At 47.7% G+C, this 19504-nt stretch carries 18 protein-coding genes; 17 read left to right on the top strand and 1 reads right to left on the bottom strand.

Annotated features, from left to right (window positions below; genetic code table 11):
- Positions 1-14 precede the first annotated feature (14 nt).
- The 9 genes from QWY22_RS15670 to pyrG all read left to right on the top strand — a co-directional run bounded on the left by QWY22_RS15670 (position 15) and on the right by pyrG (position 11424).
- A complete protein-coding gene (locus QWY22_RS15670) occupies positions 15-1211 on the top strand; it encodes an acetyl-CoA C-acetyltransferase (protein WP_300981757.1) in 1197 nt (398 codons plus the stop codon).
- A 2-nt stretch (positions 1212-1213) separates the two neighbouring features.
- A complete protein-coding gene (locus QWY22_RS15665; RefSeq protein WP_300981756.1) occupies positions 1214-2065 on the top strand; it encodes a 3-hydroxybutyryl-CoA dehydrogenase in 852 nt (283 codons plus the stop codon).
- A gap of 16 nt (positions 2066-2081) precedes the next feature.
- Positions 2082-3218, top strand: coding sequence for an acyl-CoA dehydrogenase (locus QWY22_RS15660; protein WP_300984409.1), 1137 nt, complete (start codon positions 2082-2084; stop codon positions 3216-3218).
- A 124-nt stretch (positions 3219-3342) separates the two neighbouring features.
- Positions 3343-4482, top strand: a complete 1140-nt coding sequence (locus QWY22_RS15655) for an acyl-CoA dehydrogenase (protein WP_036809723.1) — start codon at positions 3343-3345, stop codon at positions 4480-4482.
- 16 nt (positions 4483-4498) lie between these two features.
- Positions 4499-5140: a TetR/AcrR family transcriptional regulator gene (locus QWY22_RS15650; RefSeq protein WP_300981755.1), complete on the top strand. Its 642-nt coding sequence runs from the start codon at positions 4499-4501 to the stop codon at positions 5138-5140.
- A gap of 6 nt (positions 5141-5146) precedes the next feature.
- Positions 5147-8398 carry a fused isobutyryl-CoA mutase/GTPase IcmF gene (gene icmF, locus QWY22_RS15645; protein WP_300981754.1) on the top strand — a complete coding sequence of 1084 codons (3252 nt, stop codon included), beginning with the start codon at positions 5147-5149 and terminating at the stop codon, positions 8396-8398.
- 426 nt (positions 8399-8824) lie between these two features.
- Complete coding sequence (locus QWY22_RS15640; RefSeq protein ID WP_175557113.1) at positions 8825-8986, top strand: hypothetical protein; 162 nt, start codon at positions 8825-8827, stop codon at positions 8984-8986.
- 63 nt (positions 8987-9049) lie between these two features.
- Positions 9050-9649, top strand: coding sequence for a DNA-directed RNA polymerase subunit delta (rpoE, locus tag QWY22_RS15635; protein WP_300984408.1), 600 nt, complete (start codon positions 9050-9052; stop codon positions 9647-9649).
- Positions 9650-9804: 155 nt separating this feature from the next.
- Positions 9805-11424, top strand: a complete 1620-nt coding sequence (pyrG, locus tag QWY22_RS15630; RefSeq protein ID WP_300981753.1) for a CTP synthase — start codon at positions 9805-9807, stop codon at positions 11422-11424.
- A 170-nt stretch (positions 11425-11594) separates the two neighbouring features.
- Here pyrG and QWY22_RS15625 read toward each other — a convergent pair whose 3' ends face one another.
- Positions 11595-12083, bottom strand: coding sequence for a DUF2529 family protein (locus QWY22_RS15625; RefSeq protein ID WP_300981751.1), 489 nt, complete (start codon positions 12081-12083; stop codon positions 11595-11597).
- 116 nt (positions 12084-12199) lie between these two features.
- On the opposite strand from QWY22_RS15625, the gene QWY22_RS15620 reads away from it, so the two are divergent.
- The 8 genes from QWY22_RS15620 (at position 12200) to QWY22_RS15585 (ending at position 19218) form a co-directional block, all read left to right on the top strand.
- Complete coding sequence (locus QWY22_RS15620; RefSeq protein WP_300981750.1) at positions 12200-12559, top strand: response regulator; 360 nt, start codon at positions 12200-12202, stop codon at positions 12557-12559.
- Positions 12560-12644: 85 nt separating this feature from the next.
- Complete coding sequence (locus tag QWY22_RS15615) at positions 12645-13502, top strand: class II fructose-bisphosphate aldolase (RefSeq protein WP_036809745.1); 858 nt, start codon at positions 12645-12647, stop codon at positions 13500-13502.
- Between the two features lie 76 nt (positions 13503-13578).
- The gene (fsa, locus tag QWY22_RS15610; RefSeq protein ID WP_300981749.1) at positions 13579-14241 is read left to right on the top strand and encodes a fructose-6-phosphate aldolase; all 663 of its coding nucleotides are present in this window, start codon (positions 13579-13581) and stop codon (positions 14239-14241) included.
- Positions 14242-14348: 107 nt separating this feature from the next.
- Positions 14349-15647, top strand: a complete 1299-nt coding sequence (murA, locus tag QWY22_RS15605) for a UDP-N-acetylglucosamine 1-carboxyvinyltransferase (protein WP_300981748.1) — start codon at positions 14349-14351, stop codon at positions 15645-15647.
- Between the two features lie 73 nt (positions 15648-15720).
- Positions 15721-16686 (top strand): class II fructose-bisphosphatase, encoded by a 966-nt coding sequence (gene glpX / locus QWY22_RS15600; protein WP_074510521.1) that lies wholly within the window; start codon positions 15721-15723, stop codon positions 16684-16686.
- 128 nt (positions 16687-16814) lie between these two features.
- Complete coding sequence (gene rho / locus QWY22_RS15595; protein WP_036809756.1) at positions 16815-18098, top strand: transcription termination factor Rho; 1284 nt, start codon at positions 16815-16817, stop codon at positions 18096-18098.
- 152 nt (positions 18099-18250) lie between these two features.
- Positions 18251-18466 (top strand): 50S ribosomal protein L31, encoded by a 216-nt coding sequence (gene rpmE, locus QWY22_RS15590; RefSeq protein ID WP_036809761.1) that lies wholly within the window; start codon positions 18251-18253, stop codon positions 18464-18466.
- Between the two features lie 158 nt (positions 18467-18624).
- Positions 18625-19218, top strand: coding sequence for a thymidine kinase (locus tag QWY22_RS15585; protein WP_300981747.1), 594 nt, complete (start codon positions 18625-18627; stop codon positions 19216-19218).
- Positions 19219-19504 lie beyond the last annotated feature (286 nt).

The following is a 19504-nucleotide window of genomic DNA, read 5'->3' as shown; positions in this document are numbered from 1 at the left end:
GAGGAAGAAATATCATGGCAAAAACAGTAATTATCGATGGAGCACGTACAGCATTCGGGAAATTTGGCGGCAACTTAAGCACATTATCCGCAAGTGAACTTGGCGGCGTGGCGATCAAAGAAGCAATGAATCGTGCAGGCATCCAGCCGGAAGACGTGCAGGAAGTTATCATGGGCAATGTTCTTCAAGCAGGCCAAGGCCAGATTCCATCACGCCAGGCTGCGAAAAAAGCAGGAATCCCGTATAACGTCAAATCAGAAACGATCAATAAAGTATGTGCATCCGGCATGCGCAGCATTACGCTTGCCGACCAAATCATCCGTCTCGGCGACGAAGAAGTTATCGTGGCAGGCGGCATGGAATCGATGTCAAATGCACCGTACATTATGCCTAAAGCGCGCTGGGGACTCCGCATGGGCGACGCTCCGATCATTGACTCGATGGTTCACGACGGACTGTCTTGCTCGTTCCACCCGGACCGCGTCCACATGGGGACTTATGGCAACTCGACGGCAGAAGCATTCAGCTTAACGCGCGAAGCACAGGATGAATGGTCTGCCCGTTCACACGAGCGTGCGGTCAAAGCAAAAGAATTATTCGCAGAAGAAATCGTCGCAATTGAAATTCCACAGAAAAAAGGCGAGCCGATCACGGTCGATTTTGATGAAGCCCCGCGTGCCAATTCAACCATTGAAGCGCTGGCAAAATTAAAACCGGCATTCGGAAAAGACGGTACAATCACAGCCGGCAACGCACCTGGCATCAACGACGGGGCGGTTGCTCTAGTCTTGATGAATGAAGAACGGGCGCAAAAAGAGGGTAAACCCGCTTTAGCGACAATTTTGGCGCATACCGAAGTGGCGATTGAACCGCATCGATTCCCGGAAACGCCAGGAATTGTCATCAACGAATTGCTGAAGAAAACAGGCAAGACGCTTGATGACATCGATTTGGTGGAAATCAATGAAGCGTTCGCAGCGGTAGCACTGGCAAGTTCTCAAATCGCCAACCTGGACGCTGAAAAAGTAAACGTCAACGGCGGTTCGGTTGCTTTAGGGCACCCAATCGGCGCAAGTGGAGCCCGCATTATTTTGACGCTCGCTTATGAATTGAAACGCCGCGGAGGCGGCATCGGCATCGCAGCCATCTGCTCAGGCGGAGGCCAAGGCGACGCAATCATGATTGAAGTTCCAAAACAGGAGGCTAACTGACAATGATGATTCAAAACGTAATGGTGATTGGAGCCGGCCAAATGGGCTCCGGCATTGCACAAGTTTGTGCACAATCCGGCTTTAATGTGAAATTGAATGATATGAAACAAGAAGCATACGATCGCGGCATCGCGACAATTACGAAAAACCTGTCACGCAATGTGGAAAAAGGGCGCATGACGGAAGAAGAAAAAACGGCTGTTCTTGGCCGTATTTCTTCTTCCCTCGATTTGAAAGATGCCCACGACGCCGATATCGTCATCGAAGCGGCAGTCGAGAACATGGAAATCAAACATAGCATTTTTAAAACTTTAGATGAAGTAGCTCCAAAACATGCCATCCTGGCTTCGAACACGTCTTCGCTGCCAATTACAGAAATTGCAGCAGCTACAAACCGTCCGGAACAAGTAATCGGCATGCATTTCATGAACCCGGTGCCGGTGATGAAACTGGTGGAAATCATCCGTGGCCTCGCCACAACAGATGAAGTTTACAAAACGGTTGAAGAAATGACAGTGAAATTGTCGAAAACACCAGTAGAGTGCAACGATTTCCCCGGCTTTGTCTCAAACCGGATTTTGATGCCGATGATCAACGAAGCAATTTTCACGCTCCAAGAAGGCGTAGCAACCAAAGAAGCGATTGACGACATTATGCGCCTCGGCATGAACCACCCGATGGGGCCGCTCCAATTAGCTGATTTTATCGGGCTTGATACATGCCTCTACATTATGGAAGTGCTGCACGATGGATTTGGCGACAGCAAATACCGGCCAAGCCCGCTGCTTCGCCAGTATGTAAAAGCTGGATGGCTTGGCAAAAAGACGGGACGCGGATTCTATGAATACAGTTAAAATGGGAGGCACCACGATGGATTTGCGTTTTACAGAAGAACAGTCAATGATGCGAAATATGGTCCGTGATTTTGCCAAAGAAGAAATCACCCCTTTTATTGAACGAATGGAAGAAGGCGAATTTCCGCGGGAAATCTTGAAAAAGATGGCAGGCCTTGGATTGATGGGAATCACCGCGCCTGAAAAATACGGCGGTTCGGAAATGGATTTCACTTCTTATATCATCGCCATTCATGAATTGTCAAAAGCAAGTGCCGTGATCGGCGTAATTTTGTCCGTGCATACCTCAGTTGGGACCAACCCGATTTTGAACTTCGGCAATGAAGAACAGATTCAAAAATACATTCCAAAACTGGCATCCGGGGAATACTTAGGGGCATTTGCCTTGACTGAACCTTCAGCGGGATCGGACGCAGGAAGCTTGAAAACAAAAGCGGTCCTGAACGGCGACCATTACGTATTGAACGGTTCGAAAGTATTTATTACCAATGGCGGTGAAGCGGATACATATATTGTGTTCGCATCTACAAAACCGGAAGCCGGAACGCGCGGCATCTCTGCGTTTATCGTAGAGAAAGATTCTCCGGGGCTGATCATCGGGAAAGACGAAGTGAAAATGGGGCTTCACGGTTCCAGAACGGTCCAACTGACGTTCGACAACATGAAAGTGCCTGCTGAAAACTTGTTGGGTGAAGAAAACAAAGGCTTCAGCATCGCGATGGCCAACTTGAATGTCGGCCGTATCGGCATTGCCGCGCAAGCTCTTGGAATTGCAGAAGCGGCTTACGAATACGCTGTCGCTTACGCAAAAGAACGCGAACAATTCGGCAAACCGATTTCCGCTAACCAAGGCATCGCCTTTAAACTGGCTGACATGGCAACACAAGTTGAAGCGGCTAAACTGCTTGTCTACAACGCAGCCGACCTTTACGCAAAAGGAAAAGACTGCAACAAAGAAGCGTCAATTGCGAAACTGTTCGCTTCCAAAGCGGCGATGGACAACGCCATTGAAGCCGTACAAGTATTCGGTGGCTACGGCTACACAGAAGACTATCCGGTCGAGCGCCTGTTCCGCGACGCCAAAATCACCGAAATCTATGAAGGCACCAGCGAAATCCAGCGCATTGTTATCAGTAAGCAACTCTTAAAATAAATCCGTTTTGTGAAGGATGCCAGAAGAGAGTAAGAAGCAATCGCAATAGATGGTTGCCTTCCGCTCTTTCGGCGTTCTGACACTAAAATTTTAAAAAACACTACCTAATTGGAGGAATAAAACAATGAATTTTCAATTGAGCGAAGAACACGTAATGATCCGCAAAATGGTGCGCGATTTTGCCAACAATGAAGTGGCGCCGACAGCAGCAGAACGCGATGAAGAAGAGCGTTTTGACCGCGCGATGTTTGACCACATGGCGGAACTTGGATTAACCGGGATTCCTTGGCCGGAAGAATACGGCGGCATTGGTTCAGACTACTTGGCATACTGCATCGCGGTTGAAGAATTATCCCGAGTAGACGCATCAGCAGGCGTTGTCTTGTCTGCCCACACATCTCTTGCAGGCTGGCCGGTATACACATTCGGAACTGAAGAACAGAAACAGAAGTATCTTCGCCCGATGGCTGAAGGAACAAAAATCGGCGCTTACGGATTGACGGAAGCAGGCTCGGGATCCGATGCAGGCGGCATGAAAACGACTGCGCGCGAAGACGGCGACCATTACGTATTGAACGGTTCGAAAATCTTCATTACAAACGGCGGCATTGCCGATACGTATATCGTATTTGCGGTAACCGATCCAACTTCTAAACACAAAGGCACGACAGCGTTCATCGTTGAAAAAGACTTTGAAGGCTTCTCGGTCGGCAAAAAAGAGAAAAAACTCGGGATCCGTTCAAGCCCGACAACTGAAATCATCTTCGACAACTGCCGCGTACCAAAAGAAAACGTTCTTGGGGAACTGGGGCAAGGCTTTAAAATCGCAATGCAGACACTCGACGGCGGCCGCAACGGAATTGCCGCGCAAGCAGTCGGAATTGCACAAGGCGCAATGGATGCAGCAGTTGGCTATGCAAAAGAACGCGAGCAGTTCGGCAAACCAATTGCAGCCAACCAAGGGGTTTCATTCAAATTGGCTGATATGGCTACGTCGATCGAAGCATCTCGCCTATTGACTTACCAGGCAGCATGGCTTGAGTCGAACAAATTGCCATACAGCAAAGAATCTGCCATGGCGAAATTGATGGCAGGCGACACGGCGATGAAAGTAACCGTTGAAGCGGTCCAAGTATTCGGCGGCTACGGCTACACGAAAGATTACCCGGTTGAGCGTTTCATGCGCGATGCGAAGATCACACAAATCTACGAAGGCACTCAGGAAATCCAGCGTTTGGTCATTTCCCGTATGGTCACGAAATAACTGGAGGGATTCGCCCATGAGTAAAAAGCGTGAAGTGCAGTCCTCCGTAAAAGACGAAAGCCTGATTGAGAAGCGCCGGGCGCAGATGATCCGGGGAGCTGTCATGCTTTTTAAAGAAAAGGGCTTTCACCGGACAACGACGCGGGAAATTGCCAAGGCTTCGGGTTTCAGCATCGGAACATTATACGAATACATCCGCACGAAAGAAGATGTGCTGTATCTCGTATGTGATTCGATTTACGATGAAGTGCATGCACGGCTTGATGCACTCGATATCGAAAAAGGCTCGCTTGAAGTGCTGGTGACCGCGCTTGAGCATTATTACGGCTTGATTGATGACATGCAGGACGAATTTGTCGTCATGTACCAGGAATCGAAATCATTGCCAAAAGACGCGCTGCAGTATGTGCTGAACAAAGAAATCGAAATGGTTTCTTTGTTCGAGCGCTTACTTATGGAATGTGCCGACAGCGGAGAACTTAAGCTGGCGCCAAAAGAAATCAAATTGGCTGCCCATCATCTATTCGTACAGGGCCAGATGTGGGCGTTCCGCCGCTGGGCATTGCGCGATTTTACCATCCAGGAATTCACCAAGCTTCAAACTCAGTTTCTGCTGCAGGGGATGGCAGGAGAAAAAACCACGATACAGGGGGCTTAATATAAAATGGCGACTATTCAAGAAGAAACAAAGTACAAGCCGAAAAACCACGTCCGTTTCGTCACGGCGTCGAGTCTTTTTGACGGCCACGATGCATCGATCAATATCATGCGCCGGATTTTGCAGGCGGCGGGTGCGGAAGTGATTCACTTGGGGCATAACCGTTCCGTTGAAGAAGTGGTCAATGCGGCGATCCAGGAAGACGTGCAGGGAATCTGCATTTCGTCTTACCAGGGCGGCCATATGGAATACTTCAAGTATATGTACGATTTGCTGCAGGAAAAAGGCGCTGGCCATATCCGCATCTACGGCGGCGGCGGGGGCGTAATTTTGCCGCGGGAAATCAAAGAACTGGAAGAGTACGGCATTGCCGGCATTTTCTCTCCGGAAGACGGGCGCAAGCTGGGGCTTGAGGGTATGATTGAAGAAATCGTCAAAGAATGTGATTTCTCGACCGTAAAAGAAGATGTCTCTGCAGAAGCCGTTTCTGCCGAAAATCCGGTGGCATTGGCCAACCTGATTACCACAGCGGAAGAAGCGCATACGCGCGACATCAATACAGACGACTTGCTGCAGGCAGTACGTGCACAGTCAAAAAATACGCCGGTGCTCGGCATTACCGGGACAGGCGGAGCAGGAAAAAGCTCACTTACGGATGAATTGATCCGCCGTTTCTTATCAGAATTGCCGGATAAGAAAATTGCCATTCTGTCGATTGACCCGACAAAACAAAAAACGGGCGGGGCGCTGTTAGGCGACCGTATCCGCATGAACGCCATTTTCAATAAACGCGTGTTTATGAGAAGCTTGGCAACACGCGGGTCTCGGACGGAGATCTCAGGCGCACTTGGGGATGTCCTGGATGTCGTAAAAGCAGCAGGATTTGACTTGATCGTCGTGGAAACGAGCGGCATTGGGCAAGGAGATGCAGAAATTGCCAACTTCTCGGATGTCTCGATGTACGTCATGACAAGCGAATTTGGTGCACCGACACAGCTTGAAAAAATCGACATGATCGATTATGCCGATTTGATCGCCATCAATAAATTCGAGCGTAAAGGCTCTGAAGACGCCCTTCGCCAAGTGCAGAAACAATACCAGCGTAGCCGTTTGTTGTGGGACAAGGAATTGGAAGAAATGCCGGTGTTCGGCACGATCGCCAGCCAGTTCAACGACAAAGGGACAAATTCACTGTTTGCGGCTTTGGTCCACATTGTCAATGAAAAATGCGGAACCGAATGGACGACGGATTATGACCAATTTGTCAAAACACAAAAAGAGAATTTGATAATTCCGAATGACCGCCGCTACTATTTGCGTGAAATTACGGAAACGGTGCGCGGCTATCACGCAAAAGCAAAAGAGCAGGCTGCGTTTGCACGCCGTTTGTTCCAGCTTGAAGGCGCTATTGAAGCCGTTAAAGAAAAAGCGCCGGATGATGCATTAGTAGCATCTCTCCAATCGCTTGCCTACGGCGTCCGTGAAGAGCTGACAACGGAATCCAAACGCATTTTGGAAAACTGGCAAGCGCTGAAAGAAGCTTATGCCGGCGATGAGTTTGTCACAACGGTCCGCGACAAAGAAATCCGGACGATCCTGCGGACAGAAAGCCTTGCCGGGCTGAAAATTCCACGCGTTGTTTTGCCGAAATTCGAAGACTACGGCGAAATCCTGAAATGGGTATATAGCGAAAACGTTCCAGGTTCATTCCCTTACACGGCCGGGGTATTCCCGTTCAAACGCGAAGGGGAAGATCCGAAGCGCCAGTTTGCGGGTGAAGGAACGCCGGAACGCACAAACAGACGCTTCCATTACTTGTCGAAAGACGATGATGCAAAACGTTTATCAACTGCTTTTGACTCCGTAACGCTTTACGGCGAAGATCCGGATCACCGTCCGGACATCTACGGCAAAGTCGGCGAGTCGGGCGTATCGATTTGTACGCTTGATGACATGAAGAAATTGTATGCCGGCTTTGATCTTTGTGCACCATCCACTTCTGTATCGATGACGATCAACGGGCCTGCGCCAATCATCTTGGCGATGTTCATGAATACGGCAATCGATCAGCAGGTGAAAATCAACGAAGAGAAATTCGGCCGTCCGTTGACGCTGGAAGAATTCACGGAAGTGCGTGAATCGACGCTGCAAGTGGTGCGCGGCACCGTACAAGCCGATATCCTGAAAGAAGACCAAGGGCAGAATACGTGCATCTTCTCGACAGAATTCGCACTTCGCATGATGGGTGATATTCAGCAGTACTTTATCGACCACAAAGTGCGCAACTACTATTCCGTGTCGATTTCGGGCTACCATATCGCAGAAGCAGGCGCGAACCCGATTTCCCAATTGGCGTTCACGCTATCCAACGGTTTCACGTACGTAGAGTACTATTTGAGCCGCGGCATGAACATCGATGATTTCGCGCCAAACTTGTCGTTCTTCTTCTCGAACGGCCTAGATCCGGAATACACGGTAATCGGGCGCGTAGCACGACGCATTTGGGCAATTGTGATGCGCGACAAATACGGCGCCAACGACCGCAGCCAGAAACTGAAATACCATGTCCAGACATCCGGACGCAGCTTGCACGCACAGGAAATCGATTTTAACGATATCCGCACAACGTTGCAGGCATTAATGGCGCTGCAGGACAACTGCAACTCGCTTCATACGAACGCTTATGACGAAGCGATCACGACGCCGACGGAAGAGTCCGTAAGACGTGCGATGGCCATTCAGATGATCATCACGAAAGAACACGGCTTGTCGAAAAACGAGAACCCGCTGCAAGGTGCGTTCATCATCGAAGAGATGACGCAGCTTGTCGAAGAAGCGGTGCTTGCGGAATTCGACCGCATCGATGACCGCGGCGGCGTATTGGGTGCGATGGAAACGCAGTACCAGCGCGGCAAAATCCAGGAAGAGTCGATGCACTACGAAATGAAAAAGCATACGGGCGAACTGCCGATCATCGGCGTGAATACGTATTTGAATCCGAACCCGCAAAGCGACGACGACATCAACGCAATGGAAATCGCACGTGCGACGACCGAAGAAAAAGAAACACAAATTGCCAACCTGCGTGCTTTCCAGGAGCGCAATTCATCAGAAGAAGCTTTAGCCCGCTTGAAACACGTAGCAAAATCAGGCGGCAACATCTTCGAGGAATTGATGGAAACCGTAAAAGTAGCAAGCCTCGGCCAAATTACCACGGCCCTGTATGAAGTAGGCGGGCAGTACAGACGGAATATGTAACGAGAAAAGCGGAAGCGCCTGGTCAGTCCTGGCAGGCAAGTTATGGACCAAAGGGAATTTGGGACATAACTTTGCGACGAAGCACGAAGTGCTGCAGGAGCATATGTTTTCAGGCAGAACACCGAAACGGAGTGTTTTTGCCGTACAGATGAGCTGACTTAAGAACCCGAGGGGCTGGCCACTGGAGCTGGGCAACAAGAAAAACCGTTTGCGGAAGATCCGCAAACGGTTTTTCTATCTTTATTATTAAGAGAAAAATTGCCTTGATAAAAATAATACGTTCATGATGGCAAGAAATGAGATTATTTGTATTTAGATAAATATCAGTTTTAAATTTGAGCATCAAAACCCAGTATGTCGCTTTAAACGCATTTTTTCTGTATAATAGAAGAAAGTTCACTGTAGACAAAAAAAGGATGAGAAGCCATGTCGAAATACACACATTACATTGTCATCATCCTCTGCATCGTACTCACTTTATTTCTCTACAATAAAGCACTGGGATCGATCCCTTTTTTAATTTTGTCGCTTTATTTGTTTTATTTCGGCTGGACACAGCTTAGTAGCAGAAAAAAGAAAACACGGTAGCGGAGTGCACCATCTTTGTATATAATGAATAAAGTTAACGATAGAAGAAGGGACGTGCACAGATTGAAAATCCGTGAATTATCGAGAGAAGAACTAATCGAAGAGTCATTTGTTGACTTAACATATGCAATGCTCCAAGAAACACACGAAACAAAAACTTACCCTGAGCTTGTCACAGAAATTGAGAACTTGCTTGGTTTGTCAAAAGAAGACATGAAAGCCCGCCTTGTCCAGTTCTATACAGACATGAACATTGATGGCCGCTTCCTGATTCTAGGTGAAAACCGTTGGGGCCTCCGTGAATGGTATCCAGTGGAGCAAATTGAAGAAGAGTCTGCACCAACCGTTAAAGCCCGCAAGAAAAAAGCGAAAGTGGCGGACGATGAAGGCTTTGACGATATGGACCTTGAATTGGAAGATGAGTTGGAATTTGACGATTTCGATGATGCTGACGACGAGGATGAAGACGATGACGCAAGTGCATTGATCATCCCGCCGGTTGGTGATGAAGAAGAGGAAGAAGAAGTCATCGATTTTGATGTAGACGTGGATGACGATGATGACGATGAAGTCGATGTAGACGTTCTGGTGGAAGACCTGGACGGCAATATTATCGACGACGAAGAAGAAGAGGAAGACGATTTAGAAGACGATTTGAAGTAATCTGAACATTTTTTTACCTTGACTTATGCGATGAGACTGGATAAGATTTTACTGGGCTCCTTAAAATAGGAGATTGATTCGTACAGTTTACGCGCTCCCTCTGCACACTGCAGGCGGGGCGCTTTTTATTTTTTATTAATGGAGGAGGAACAAGCATGACAAAGTATATATTTGTGACCGGCGGCGTTGTATCGTCACTCGGCAAAGGGATTACCGCTGCCTCACTTGGGCGTTTATTGAAAAACCGAGGATTGAACGTAACCATCCAGAAATTTGATCCGTACATTAATATTGACCCGGGCACGATGAGCCCTTACCAACACGGGGAAGTTTTTGTAACAGGCGACGGCGCTGAGACGGACTTGGACCTTGGCCACTACGAACGTTTTATCGACATCAATTTGAACAAATACTCGAACGTAACCACAGGGAAAGTCTACTCGACGGTCATTAAGAAAGAACGCCGCGGCGACTACCTGGGCGGAACTGTTCAAGTAATTCCGCATATCACGAATGAAATCAAAGACCGTTTGCTGCGCGCTGCAAAAACTGCGAAAGCTGACGTCGTTATCACGGAAATCGGCGGAACTGTCGGCGATATCGAGTCGCTTCCATTCCTTGAAGCCATTCGCCAAATGCGTTCAGATCTTGGCCGCGACGAAGTGATGTACATTCACTGTACGTTGATTCCGTACCTTGGCGCTGCAAAAGAAATGAAAACAAAACCGACGCAGCACAGCGTAAAAGAGCTGCGCAGCCTGGGAATTCAGCCGAACCTGATTGTTGTTCGTACAGAACACGCTGTCCCTCAAGACATGAAAGACAAAATTGCTTTGTTCTGCGACATTAAGCCGGAAGAAGTAATCGAATCACGCGACGTAGACGTCATTTATGAAATGCCGCTTCGCTTGAAAGAGCAAGGCATGGACCAAATCGTTCTTGACCACTTCGGCATCGAAGCACCTGAAGCGGACATGACCGAGTGGATTGAACTGGTTGAAAAAGTCCAGTCGCTGTCTAAAACCGTTCGCATTGGATTGGTTGGGAAATACGTTGAATTGCAGGATGCCTACATTTCTGTCGTTGAAGCTTTGAAACACGCGGGCTTCGCTTACGACGCTGAAATTGAAGTGGACTGGATTAACGCTGAACACATCAATGCTGAAAACGTAGAAGAGAAACTGAAAAACTGCGACGGCATCCTGGTTCCTGGTGGATTTGGAGACCGCGGCGTTGAAGGGAAAATCGCGGCAACGAAATATGCGCGCGAAAACAATGTGCCGTTCTTCGGAATTTGCTTGGGGATGCAATTGGCTTCAGTTGAATTTGCACGCAGCATCATGAACTTCGAAGATGCGCATTCTTCTGAATTAAACCCGAAAACTTCTTACCCGGTCATCGATCTGTTGCCGGAGCAAAAAGACATCGAAGACCTTGGCGGCACATTGCGCCTTGGCTTATATCCGGCAAAATTGAAAGTCGGTTCTAAAGCGCATGAAGCATACGGAGAAGAAGTGGTTTACGAACGCCATCGCCACCGTTATGAGTTCAACAACGAATACCGCGAGCAATTCGAAGCAGCCGGCTTTATCTTCTCGGGTACTAGCCCGGATGGCCGTCTAGTGGAAATCGTCGAAATTGCTGACCATCCTTGGTTCGTAGCTTGCCAATTCCACCCTGAATTCATTTCTCGTCCGAACCGCCCGCAGCCTCTATTCAGAGAGTTTGTCGGAGCTTCATTGAAAAAAGTAGAAGTAGCACCTGTCTTATCTTGATAAGGCACTTAAAAACAGCTGGATGCTGAAAACAAGAAAACTTCCCGTTTGCACTGCAGACGGGAAGTTTTTTAGTATCCGGGATGCTGAACGCGCACAAATTCCGAATTTTTCCTGCTGAAATCAAAAACCGCCTGCAGAACAGTTCTGCAAACGGTTTTTTCGGTAATTTATTCGGCCAGCATTTCATCAACGGCCATTTTGACAGCATGGTAGACAAATAATGCACCCATTGCATGCGGAACGACGGTTCGTCCGCCGTCATCGGTCGGCAGCAGCCCTTTGTCGATCTTCAACGAAACAAAAGCGTCCGCTTCCATTTCGTTGCTGCGTTTTTCCGCTACCAGCATCGCAAACGGCAAGTGGGCGTCATTTAAACGGTTGGCAAGTTCGTCGCCTTCACTGTTTTTAGCAAGGATCCAGACCCGGTCCGCGCTGCTGATGACACTGTCCGGCTGCCAATGTGCAGCGCTTTGGAGCGGTTCGACACCTTCGAGCGCGCTCAGCGCAACGGCTTTCATTTCGCCAAATGCAGCGAGAAAAATCGTGCCTTCTCCGATTGCCGCCTGTGCCAGGACCCGCGCAGTATCTTCAATTGCTTCTTCTTGCCCAGCTATTCGCTGGAACAGGCCGGCTAATTGTGTCGATAACATTTTCATTTTGTTTCACCTCATCAACAAATTATAACAGAAGGCTCCACACTGTGGAAAAGGCGGGGGATGTCTAGTAGAATGGAAATAAGTATACAATTGGAAGAAGAAGGGAATGAGTCCTCTTGAAAACCATATTAATTGTCGATGACCAAACGGGCATCCGCCTGTTACTGAATGAAGTGTTTAAAAAAGAGGGTTTTTTGACCTTAATGGCGGCAAATGGGCGCGAAGCCTTAGCAAAAGCGAAAGAAATACAGCCGGATGTGGTGCTGTTGGATATGAAAATGCCGGGAATGGACGGCCTGGAAATCCTGAGAAATTTAAAGCAATTGGGTTCTGAAATACAAGTCATCATGATGACCGCGTACGGGGAACTGGACTTAATCGAAGAATCAATAGACAGCGGAGCAGCCAGTTATTTCACAAAGCCCTTTGATGTATTTGAAATTAGAGAAGCTGTAAAGCAATTGTTACGGGACTGATATACACTGAAGTGGCGAAATCATGCGGTTTTTGGTATAGTAAAAAGGATATTTAGCAAGATATACACTGAGGAGGAATTTTGTAATGCCATTGGTTTCAATGAAAGAAATGATGATTAAAGGGAAACAAGAAGGGTACGCAATCGGCCAATTTAACTTGAATAACCTGGAGTTCACCCAGGCTATCCTGCAGGCGGCACAAGAAGAAAATTCTCCGGTTATCTTAGGGGTATCTGAGGGCGCTGCGCGCTATATGGGCGGATTCACCACGGTTGTACATATGGTGAAGGGCTTGATGCATGATTACAAAATCACAGTACCAGTGGCAATCCACCTAGATCACGGTTCCAGCTTTGAAAAATGCAAAGAAGCAATCGACGCTGGGTTTACTTCTGTGATGATTGATGCATCCCATCATCCATTTGAAGAAAATATTGAAATTACGAAACAAGTTGTGGAATATGCACATAAACATAATGTATCTGTAGAAGCTGAATTAGGGACTGTCGGCGGACAAGAAGACGATGTGATTGCAGACGGCGTGATTTATGCCGATCCGCAGGAATGCAAGCAATTGGTTGAACAAACGGGCATCGATTGCCTGGCACCGGCGCTTGGATCTGTCCACGGACCGTACAAAGGCGAGCCGAACTTAGGCTTTAAAGAAATGGAAGAAATTTCTCAGCTTTGCGACGTGCCGCTTGTCCTTCACGGAGGAACAGGAATCCCGGTTAAAGATATTCAGCGCTCGGTTTCCCTGGGAACAGCGAAAATCAATGTAAATACAGAAAACCAAATCGCTTCTGCAAAAGCAGTCCGCGAAGCATTGGCTAAAGATGCAGAAATGTATGACCCGCGCAAATACTTGACGCCTGCACGTGATGCAATCAAAGCGACTGTTATTGGCAAGATGCGCGAATTCGGCAGTTCAAACCAAGCTTAATTTAAAATACAAATGAGGAAAGAGAGAAACTGCCGCGAGGCCTTCTCTCTTTTCCATCATACCAGGAGGAAAAAAGATGAAATTTTTTATTGATACAGCAAACTTCGACGAAATCAAAGAAGCACATTCATGGGGCATCCTATCGGGAGTAACAACAAACCCATCACTTGTAGCAAAAGAAAAAAACGTTTCATTCCACGACCGCTTAAAAGAAATTGCAGCACTTGTTGACGGTTCAATCAGCGGCGAAGTAATCGCGCTTGATTTTGAAGGCATGATCAAAGAAGGCCGTGAATTGGCAGCATTAGCGCCAAACATCACAGTGAAATTGCCAATGACTCCAGATGGATTGAAAGCTTGTTCAACACTTGCAGCAGAAGGCATCAAAGTTAACGTAACGTTAATCTTCAGCGCAAACCAGGCACTACTTGCAGCTCGCGCTGGTGCTTCATACGTTTCTCCTTTCCTTGGCCGCCTGGACGATATTGGCCACAACGGCATGGATTTAATTGCAACAATTGCAGATATTTTTGCGATCCATGACATCAAAGCAGAAATCATTGCAGCTTCCATCCGCCACCCGCAGCACGTTACAGATGCAGCATTGAACGGCGCTCATATCGGAACAATGCCGATTAAAGTGATGCAGCAAATGTTCAAACACCCATTGACTGATAAAGGAATCGAAGCATTCCTTGCAGACTGGGAAAAACGCTCTGTTGAAGAAGAAGTAAAGTAAACTGCGACTAGCCATTTGAACCAATCGGACTTTCAGGGACAGCGATTTTTTGTGAAAGCGAAAATCGGACTGTCCCTAAAAGTGGGGTAAAGGAGAAATTTGATCTGATGGATGTATATAAAGTAAAAGGCGGTAACCGCTTATCTGGCACCATTAAAGTGAATGGAGCAAAAAATAGCGCAGTGGCATTGATCCCAGCGTCTATTTTAGCGAATTCGCCTGTGCAAATCGAAGGCTTGCCCGAAATTTCTGATGTCTGGACATTGAAAAACATTCTGGAAGAAATCGGCGGGGAAGTGTCGTTTGAAGACGGCACGATGAAAATTGATCCGACCCATATGATCGATATGCCATTGCCAAACGGCAATGTGAAAAAATTGCGCGCTTCTTACTATATGATGGGCGCCATGCTTGGCCGTTTCAAACACGCGGCAATCGGCCTGCCGGGCGGCTGTTTCTTAGGGCCGCGCCCAATAGATCAGCACATTAAAGGATTTGAAGCGCTTGGCGCAAAAGTCACGAACGAACACGGCGCAATCTACTTGCGGGCAGATGAACTTCGCGGCGCGAAAATTTATCTGGACGTTGTCAGTGTAGGGGCGACGATTAATATTATGCTGGCGGCAGTTCTTGCCAAAGGGCAGACGGTTATTGAAAACGCAGCAAAAGAACCTGAAATTATCGACGTTGCCACACTTTTAACCAATATGGGAGCAAAAATCAAAGGAGCGGGCACAAATGTGATCCGCATTGACGGAGTGGAAGAGCTTCACGGCACGAACCACACCATCATTCCTGACCGCATCGAAGCCGGCACTTTCATGATTATGGCAGCTGCCATTGGCGACGGCGTATTGGTGGACAATGTTATTCCTTTTCACATGGAAGCTTTGACAGCGAAGCTCCGTGAAATGGGTGTTGATGTACAGGAAGGCGAAGAGTCCATCTACATACCGAAATCAGAGCAATTGCAGGCGATTGACGTAAAGACTTTGGTGTATCCAGGGTTTGCCACCGATCTCCAGCAGCCGTTTTCAGTGTTGATGACGCAAGCAGCCGGTTCTTCCATGATTACCGATACCATTTATTCGGCTCGTTTCAAGCATATTGACGAATTGCGCCGGATGAATGCGAGCGGCAGAGTCGAAGGGCGGGCTGCAGTTATTACCGGACCGACGCCATTAACCGCTGCAACTGTTGTCGCTTCCGATTTGCGTGCAGGAGCAGCCTTGATTATTGCCGGTTTGCTGGCTGAAGGTGAGACGGAAATCCGTGAAATTTACCATATCGAACGCGGATACTCAGATATCGTCCGGAAACTTCAAGGGCTCGGTGCGGATATCCGGAGAGAAACGATTGATCCGGTTGCGAGCACCAAAGCAGACAGTAGCCATAGCGCAAATTGAATTCTTTTTAGCTCGTCAAAATATGCTATAATATGGAAGACTGATTTAAAGCTGAACTGGAGGAAATGACACTATGGAACGAAGTTTATCGATGGAATTGGTGCGTGTGACAGAGGCGGCTGCAATTGCTTCTGCAAAATGGATGGGCCGCGGGTTGAAGATTGAAGCGGACGATGCAGCGACTACTGCCATGCGGAACGTTTTTGATACGGTTCCGATGCGCGGAGTAGTTGTAATCGGTGAAGGCGAGATGGACGAAGCGCCAATGCTTTACATTGGAGAAGAGCTGGGAACGGGCCAAGGGCCGGAAGTGGATGTTGCGGTCGATCCTCTAGAAGGAACGAATATCGTAGCAGCGGGCGGATGGAATGCACTTGCGGTTCTCGCTATTGCTGACCGCGGCAATTTATTGAACGCACCGGATATGTACATGGATAAAATTGCGGTTGGGCCGGAAGCAGTCGGCAAAATCGATATCAATGCACCTGTAATTGATAACCTTCGAGCAGTGGCGAAAGCCAAAAACAAAGATATCGAAGATGTGGTGGCAACGATTCTGGATCGTCCGCGGCATAAAGATATCATTGACCAGATTCGTGCAGCAGGAGCCCGCATCAAATTGATTAATGACGGAGATGTGGCAGGAGCTATTAACACGGCTTTTGAAAAAACCGGCGTTGATATTCTATTCGGAACGGGCGGCGCTCCTGAAGGCGTAATTGCAGCAGTTGGGCTGAAGTGCCTGGGCGGCGAGCTGCAAGGGAAGCTAATGCCCCAAACAGCAGAAGAAGCCGAGCGCTGCATAAAAATGGGCTTGGATGTCAGCAAAGTGCTGAAAATGGAGGACCTGGTAAAAGGGGACGACGCCATCTTTGCGGCAACCGGTGTCACAGACGGCGAATTGCTTCGCGGTGTTCAGCTGAAAGGCGGTTTTGCAGAGAGCCATACATTGGTTATGCGTGCAAAATCAGGCACTGTCCGTTTTGTAGAAGGACGCCACAGCATGAAGAAAAAACCAGATCTTGTTATGCATGATTAATGAGTAAACTTCAAAATGAGTCCGGCATTTTTGCCGGGCTCCTTCTTTAAAGATCTTTCCAATGTATTCAACGACTGATCCTCTAACCAATAAACCCTAATAAATGAATAAGAGTGGTGTCCAATTAAATGACAACGATAACAATTTCGGCTTTGGAAAATATGACGCTAAGAGAGCTTTACAATTTGGCGAAAGAATACAAGCTGACCAACTACAGCAAATTAACAAAAAAAGAATTGATTTTTGCGATTTTAAAAACAAGAGCGGAACAAGAAGGCTTCTTCTTTATGGAAGGCGTCCTTGAAATCATCCAATCGGAAGGCTTCGGCTTCTTGCGTCCAATCAACTATTCGCCAAGCTCGCAGGACATTTACATTTCTGCTTCCCAAATCCGCCGGTTTGATTTGCGCAACGGCGATAAAGTTTCAGGGAAAGTGCGGCCGCCAAAAGAAAACGAACGTTATTTTGGGCTGCTGCAAGTAGAAGCAGTAAACGGAGAAGACCCGGAAGTTGCCAAAGAACGTGTCCACTTCCCAGGATTAACGCCGCTTTATCCGGATCGCCATATCCGGCTTGAAACCACGCCGAAAGATTTGTCTGCACGCATCATGGATTTAGTGGCACCTGTCGGATTTGGCCAGCGCGGTCTGATTGTAGCGCCGCCTAAAGCCGGCAAGACGATGCTGTTGAAAGAAATTGCCAATTCGATTACGACAAACCATCCGGAAGCAGAGCTGATCGTGCTATTGATTGATGAGCGGCCGGAAGAAGTGACAGACATCGAGCGTTCGGTGGATGCGGACGTCGTGTCATCGACATTTGACGAAGTGCCGGAAAATCACGTGAAAGTGGCTGAACTTGTGCTCGAACGCGCCATGCGTCTCGTCGAGCATAAACGTGACGTCATCATCTTGATGGATTCTATTACACGATTGGCGCGAGCATATAATTTGGTTATTCCGCCAAGCGGTCGTACACTATCAGGAGGAATTGATCCTGCTGCGTTCCATCGGCCCAAACGCTTTTTCGGGGCAGCCCGGAATATTGAAGAAGGCGGGAGCTTGACGATTTTGGCGACGGCTTTGGTAGATACGGGTTCGCGTATGGATGAAGTGATTTATGAAGAATTTAAAGGGACAGGCAATATGGAATTGCATCTTGACCGCAGCCTGGCGGAACGCCGCATTTTCCCGGCGCTCGATATCCGCCGTTCAGGAACAAGAAAAGAAGAATTGCTTCTTGATCCGGCGCAGCTGGAGAAACTTTGGGCAATCCGCAAAACGTTTTCGGATTCACCGGATTTCGGGGAACGCTTCCTGAAAAAGCTTGGCCAGACGAAAACGAATGAAGAATTTTTCGAACAGCTGAACAGTGAAATGAAAGCACATCGCAGCAACAAAAAGATGATTTAAATAGTTGCAAAGCACCTAAAATTTTGTTATGATTATGAGAGTGAATTGAAACAGTGCTATTGCATATATGGCCTAAAGAGCCATGTAAGGCAATAGTCAAATAGATTATTAAACTCTGTTCCAGATGGTTCAGGGCGGGAGGAGAAACAATAATGAAAACAGGTATTCATCCAGATTACAAACAAGCAACAGTAACTTGCTCATGTGGGAATTCTTTCACTACAGGTTCTGTAAAAGAAAACATCAACGTCGAGCTTTGCTCAGAATGTCATCCATTCTACACTGGACGTCAGAAATTCGCAGCAGCAGATGGCCGCGTAGACCGTTTCAACAAAAAATACGGCATCAAAGAAGAAATCAACCAGTAATAGTAAAAAATATACCTGCTTTGCGCGAAAACGCGAAGCAGGTATTTTTTCGTTTAATAGCCGTATAATCGGCTTACATAGTAAGAAAAATGCAGTATTGCCGTCTGTTTTTGGGTATGATTATAATGATTAAAGAGCGTTTGAAAGGGGTCTCACTTATGTATGTTATGAAACAGTCAGGCTGGGTAGAGCTGATTTGCGGAAGTATGTTTTCAGGGAAATCGGAAGAATTGATCCGCCGGGTTCGGCGTGCACAATTTGCCAAACAAAAAATTGCAGTATTCAAACCGAAAATTGACGACCGCTACAGCGAAGAAGCGGTTGTTTCCCATAACGGGGCGACCGTTATCGCCTTGCCGATTGAGCATTCAGAAGAAATGTGGCAATTTATCACAGATGATTACGATGTCATTGCTATTGATGAAGCTCAATTTTTTGATGAACAAATCGTCGACAATGTCCAAAAACTTGCAAACCACGGATTCCGGGTCATTGTAGCCGGACTTGACCAGGATTTCAGAGGACTCCCTTTCGGACCGATGCCGACCTTGCTTTCGATTGCGGAGCAAGTGACGAAATTGCAGGCAGTCTGCACAGTTTGCGGTTCGCCGGCAAGCCGGACGCAGCGGCTCATCAACGGCAAACCGGCCGGTTCCGATGATCCAACCATCTTAGTCGGAGCTTCAGAAGCCTACGAGCCCCGCTGCCGCCACCACCACGAAGTACCGACTGGTGTAACAGTTTCGAATTAAAATTTTTATATAAATTTCTTATAGATGATAACTTTTGTAAACCGCTTTGGCCGCTTTGGGAAAGGCAAAGACGATTGTTTCTGCATCGCTGCGCTAGCTTCGAAACATGAAAGTGCGTTGCTCTTGCGCAAGCTCGTCGCCAAAGAGTCACCCAAATCTTTTGGGCACCTCTTTGGCTCTCACAATGAGCCGAGAAGACCACTTGTCTCATTGCTTTGCCTAGCCCCTGAACGCGCCGGCGCTAGAGAGGTTTATTAGAAGAGAAATTAACAATTAGATAGCTTCT

Source organism: Planococcus liqunii, from assembly GCF_030413595.1.
Classification (GTDB): Bacteria; Bacillota; Bacilli; order Bacillales_A; family Planococcaceae; genus Planococcus; species Planococcus liqunii.
The sequence above is the reverse complement of the archived record's forward strand: the minus strand, read 5'-3'. Positions and strand labels throughout refer to the sequence as shown.

What these genes read in the sequence shown, in the direction of transcription:
- QWY22_RS15670 (WP_300981757.1), top strand. Translation starts at nt 15, where the DNA reads ATGGCAAAAACAGTAATTATCGATGGAGCACGTACAGCATTCGGGAAA.
- QWY22_RS15665 (WP_300981756.1), top strand. Translation starts at nt 1,214, where the DNA reads ATGATGATTCAAAACGTAATGGTGATTGGAGCCGGCCAAATGGGCTCC.
- QWY22_RS15660 (WP_300984409.1), top strand. Translation starts at nt 2,082, where the DNA reads ATGGATTTGCGTTTTACAGAAGAACAGTCAATGATGCGAAATATGGTC.
- QWY22_RS15655 (WP_036809723.1), top strand. Translation starts at nt 3,343, where the DNA reads ATGAATTTTCAATTGAGCGAAGAACACGTAATGATCCGCAAAATGGTG.
- QWY22_RS15650 (WP_300981755.1), top strand. Translation starts at nt 4,499, where the DNA reads ATGAGTAAAAAGCGTGAAGTGCAGTCCTCCGTAAAAGACGAAAGCCTG.
- icmF (WP_300981754.1), top strand. Translation starts at nt 5,147, where the DNA reads ATGGCGACTATTCAAGAAGAAACAAAGTACAAGCCGAAAAACCACGTC.
- QWY22_RS15640 (WP_175557113.1), top strand. Translation starts at nt 8,825, where the DNA reads ATGTCGAAATACACACATTACATTGTCATCATCCTCTGCATCGTACTC.
- pyrG (WP_300981753.1), top strand. Translation starts at nt 9,805, where the DNA reads ATGACAAAGTATATATTTGTGACCGGCGGCGTTGTATCGTCACTCGGC.
- QWY22_RS15625 (WP_300981751.1), bottom strand. Translation starts at nt 12,083, where the DNA reads ATGAAAATGTTATCGACACAATTAGCCGGCCTGTTCCAGCGAATAGCT.
- QWY22_RS15615 (WP_036809745.1), top strand. Translation starts at nt 12,645, where the DNA reads ATGCCATTGGTTTCAATGAAAGAAATGATGATTAAAGGGAAACAAGAA.
- fsa (WP_300981749.1), top strand. Translation starts at nt 13,579, where the DNA reads ATGAAATTTTTTATTGATACAGCAAACTTCGACGAAATCAAAGAAGCA.
- murA (WP_300981748.1), top strand. Translation starts at nt 14,349, where the DNA reads ATGGATGTATATAAAGTAAAAGGCGGTAACCGCTTATCTGGCACCATT.
- glpX (WP_074510521.1), top strand. Translation starts at nt 15,721, where the DNA reads ATGGAACGAAGTTTATCGATGGAATTGGTGCGTGTGACAGAGGCGGCT.
- rho (WP_036809756.1), top strand. Translation starts at nt 16,815, where the DNA reads ATGACAACGATAACAATTTCGGCTTTGGAAAATATGACGCTAAGAGAG.
- rpmE (WP_036809761.1), top strand. Translation starts at nt 18,251, where the DNA reads ATGAAAACAGGTATTCATCCAGATTACAAACAAGCAACAGTAACTTGC.
- QWY22_RS15585 (WP_300981747.1), top strand. Translation starts at nt 18,625, where the DNA reads ATGTATGTTATGAAACAGTCAGGCTGGGTAGAGCTGATTTGCGGAAGT.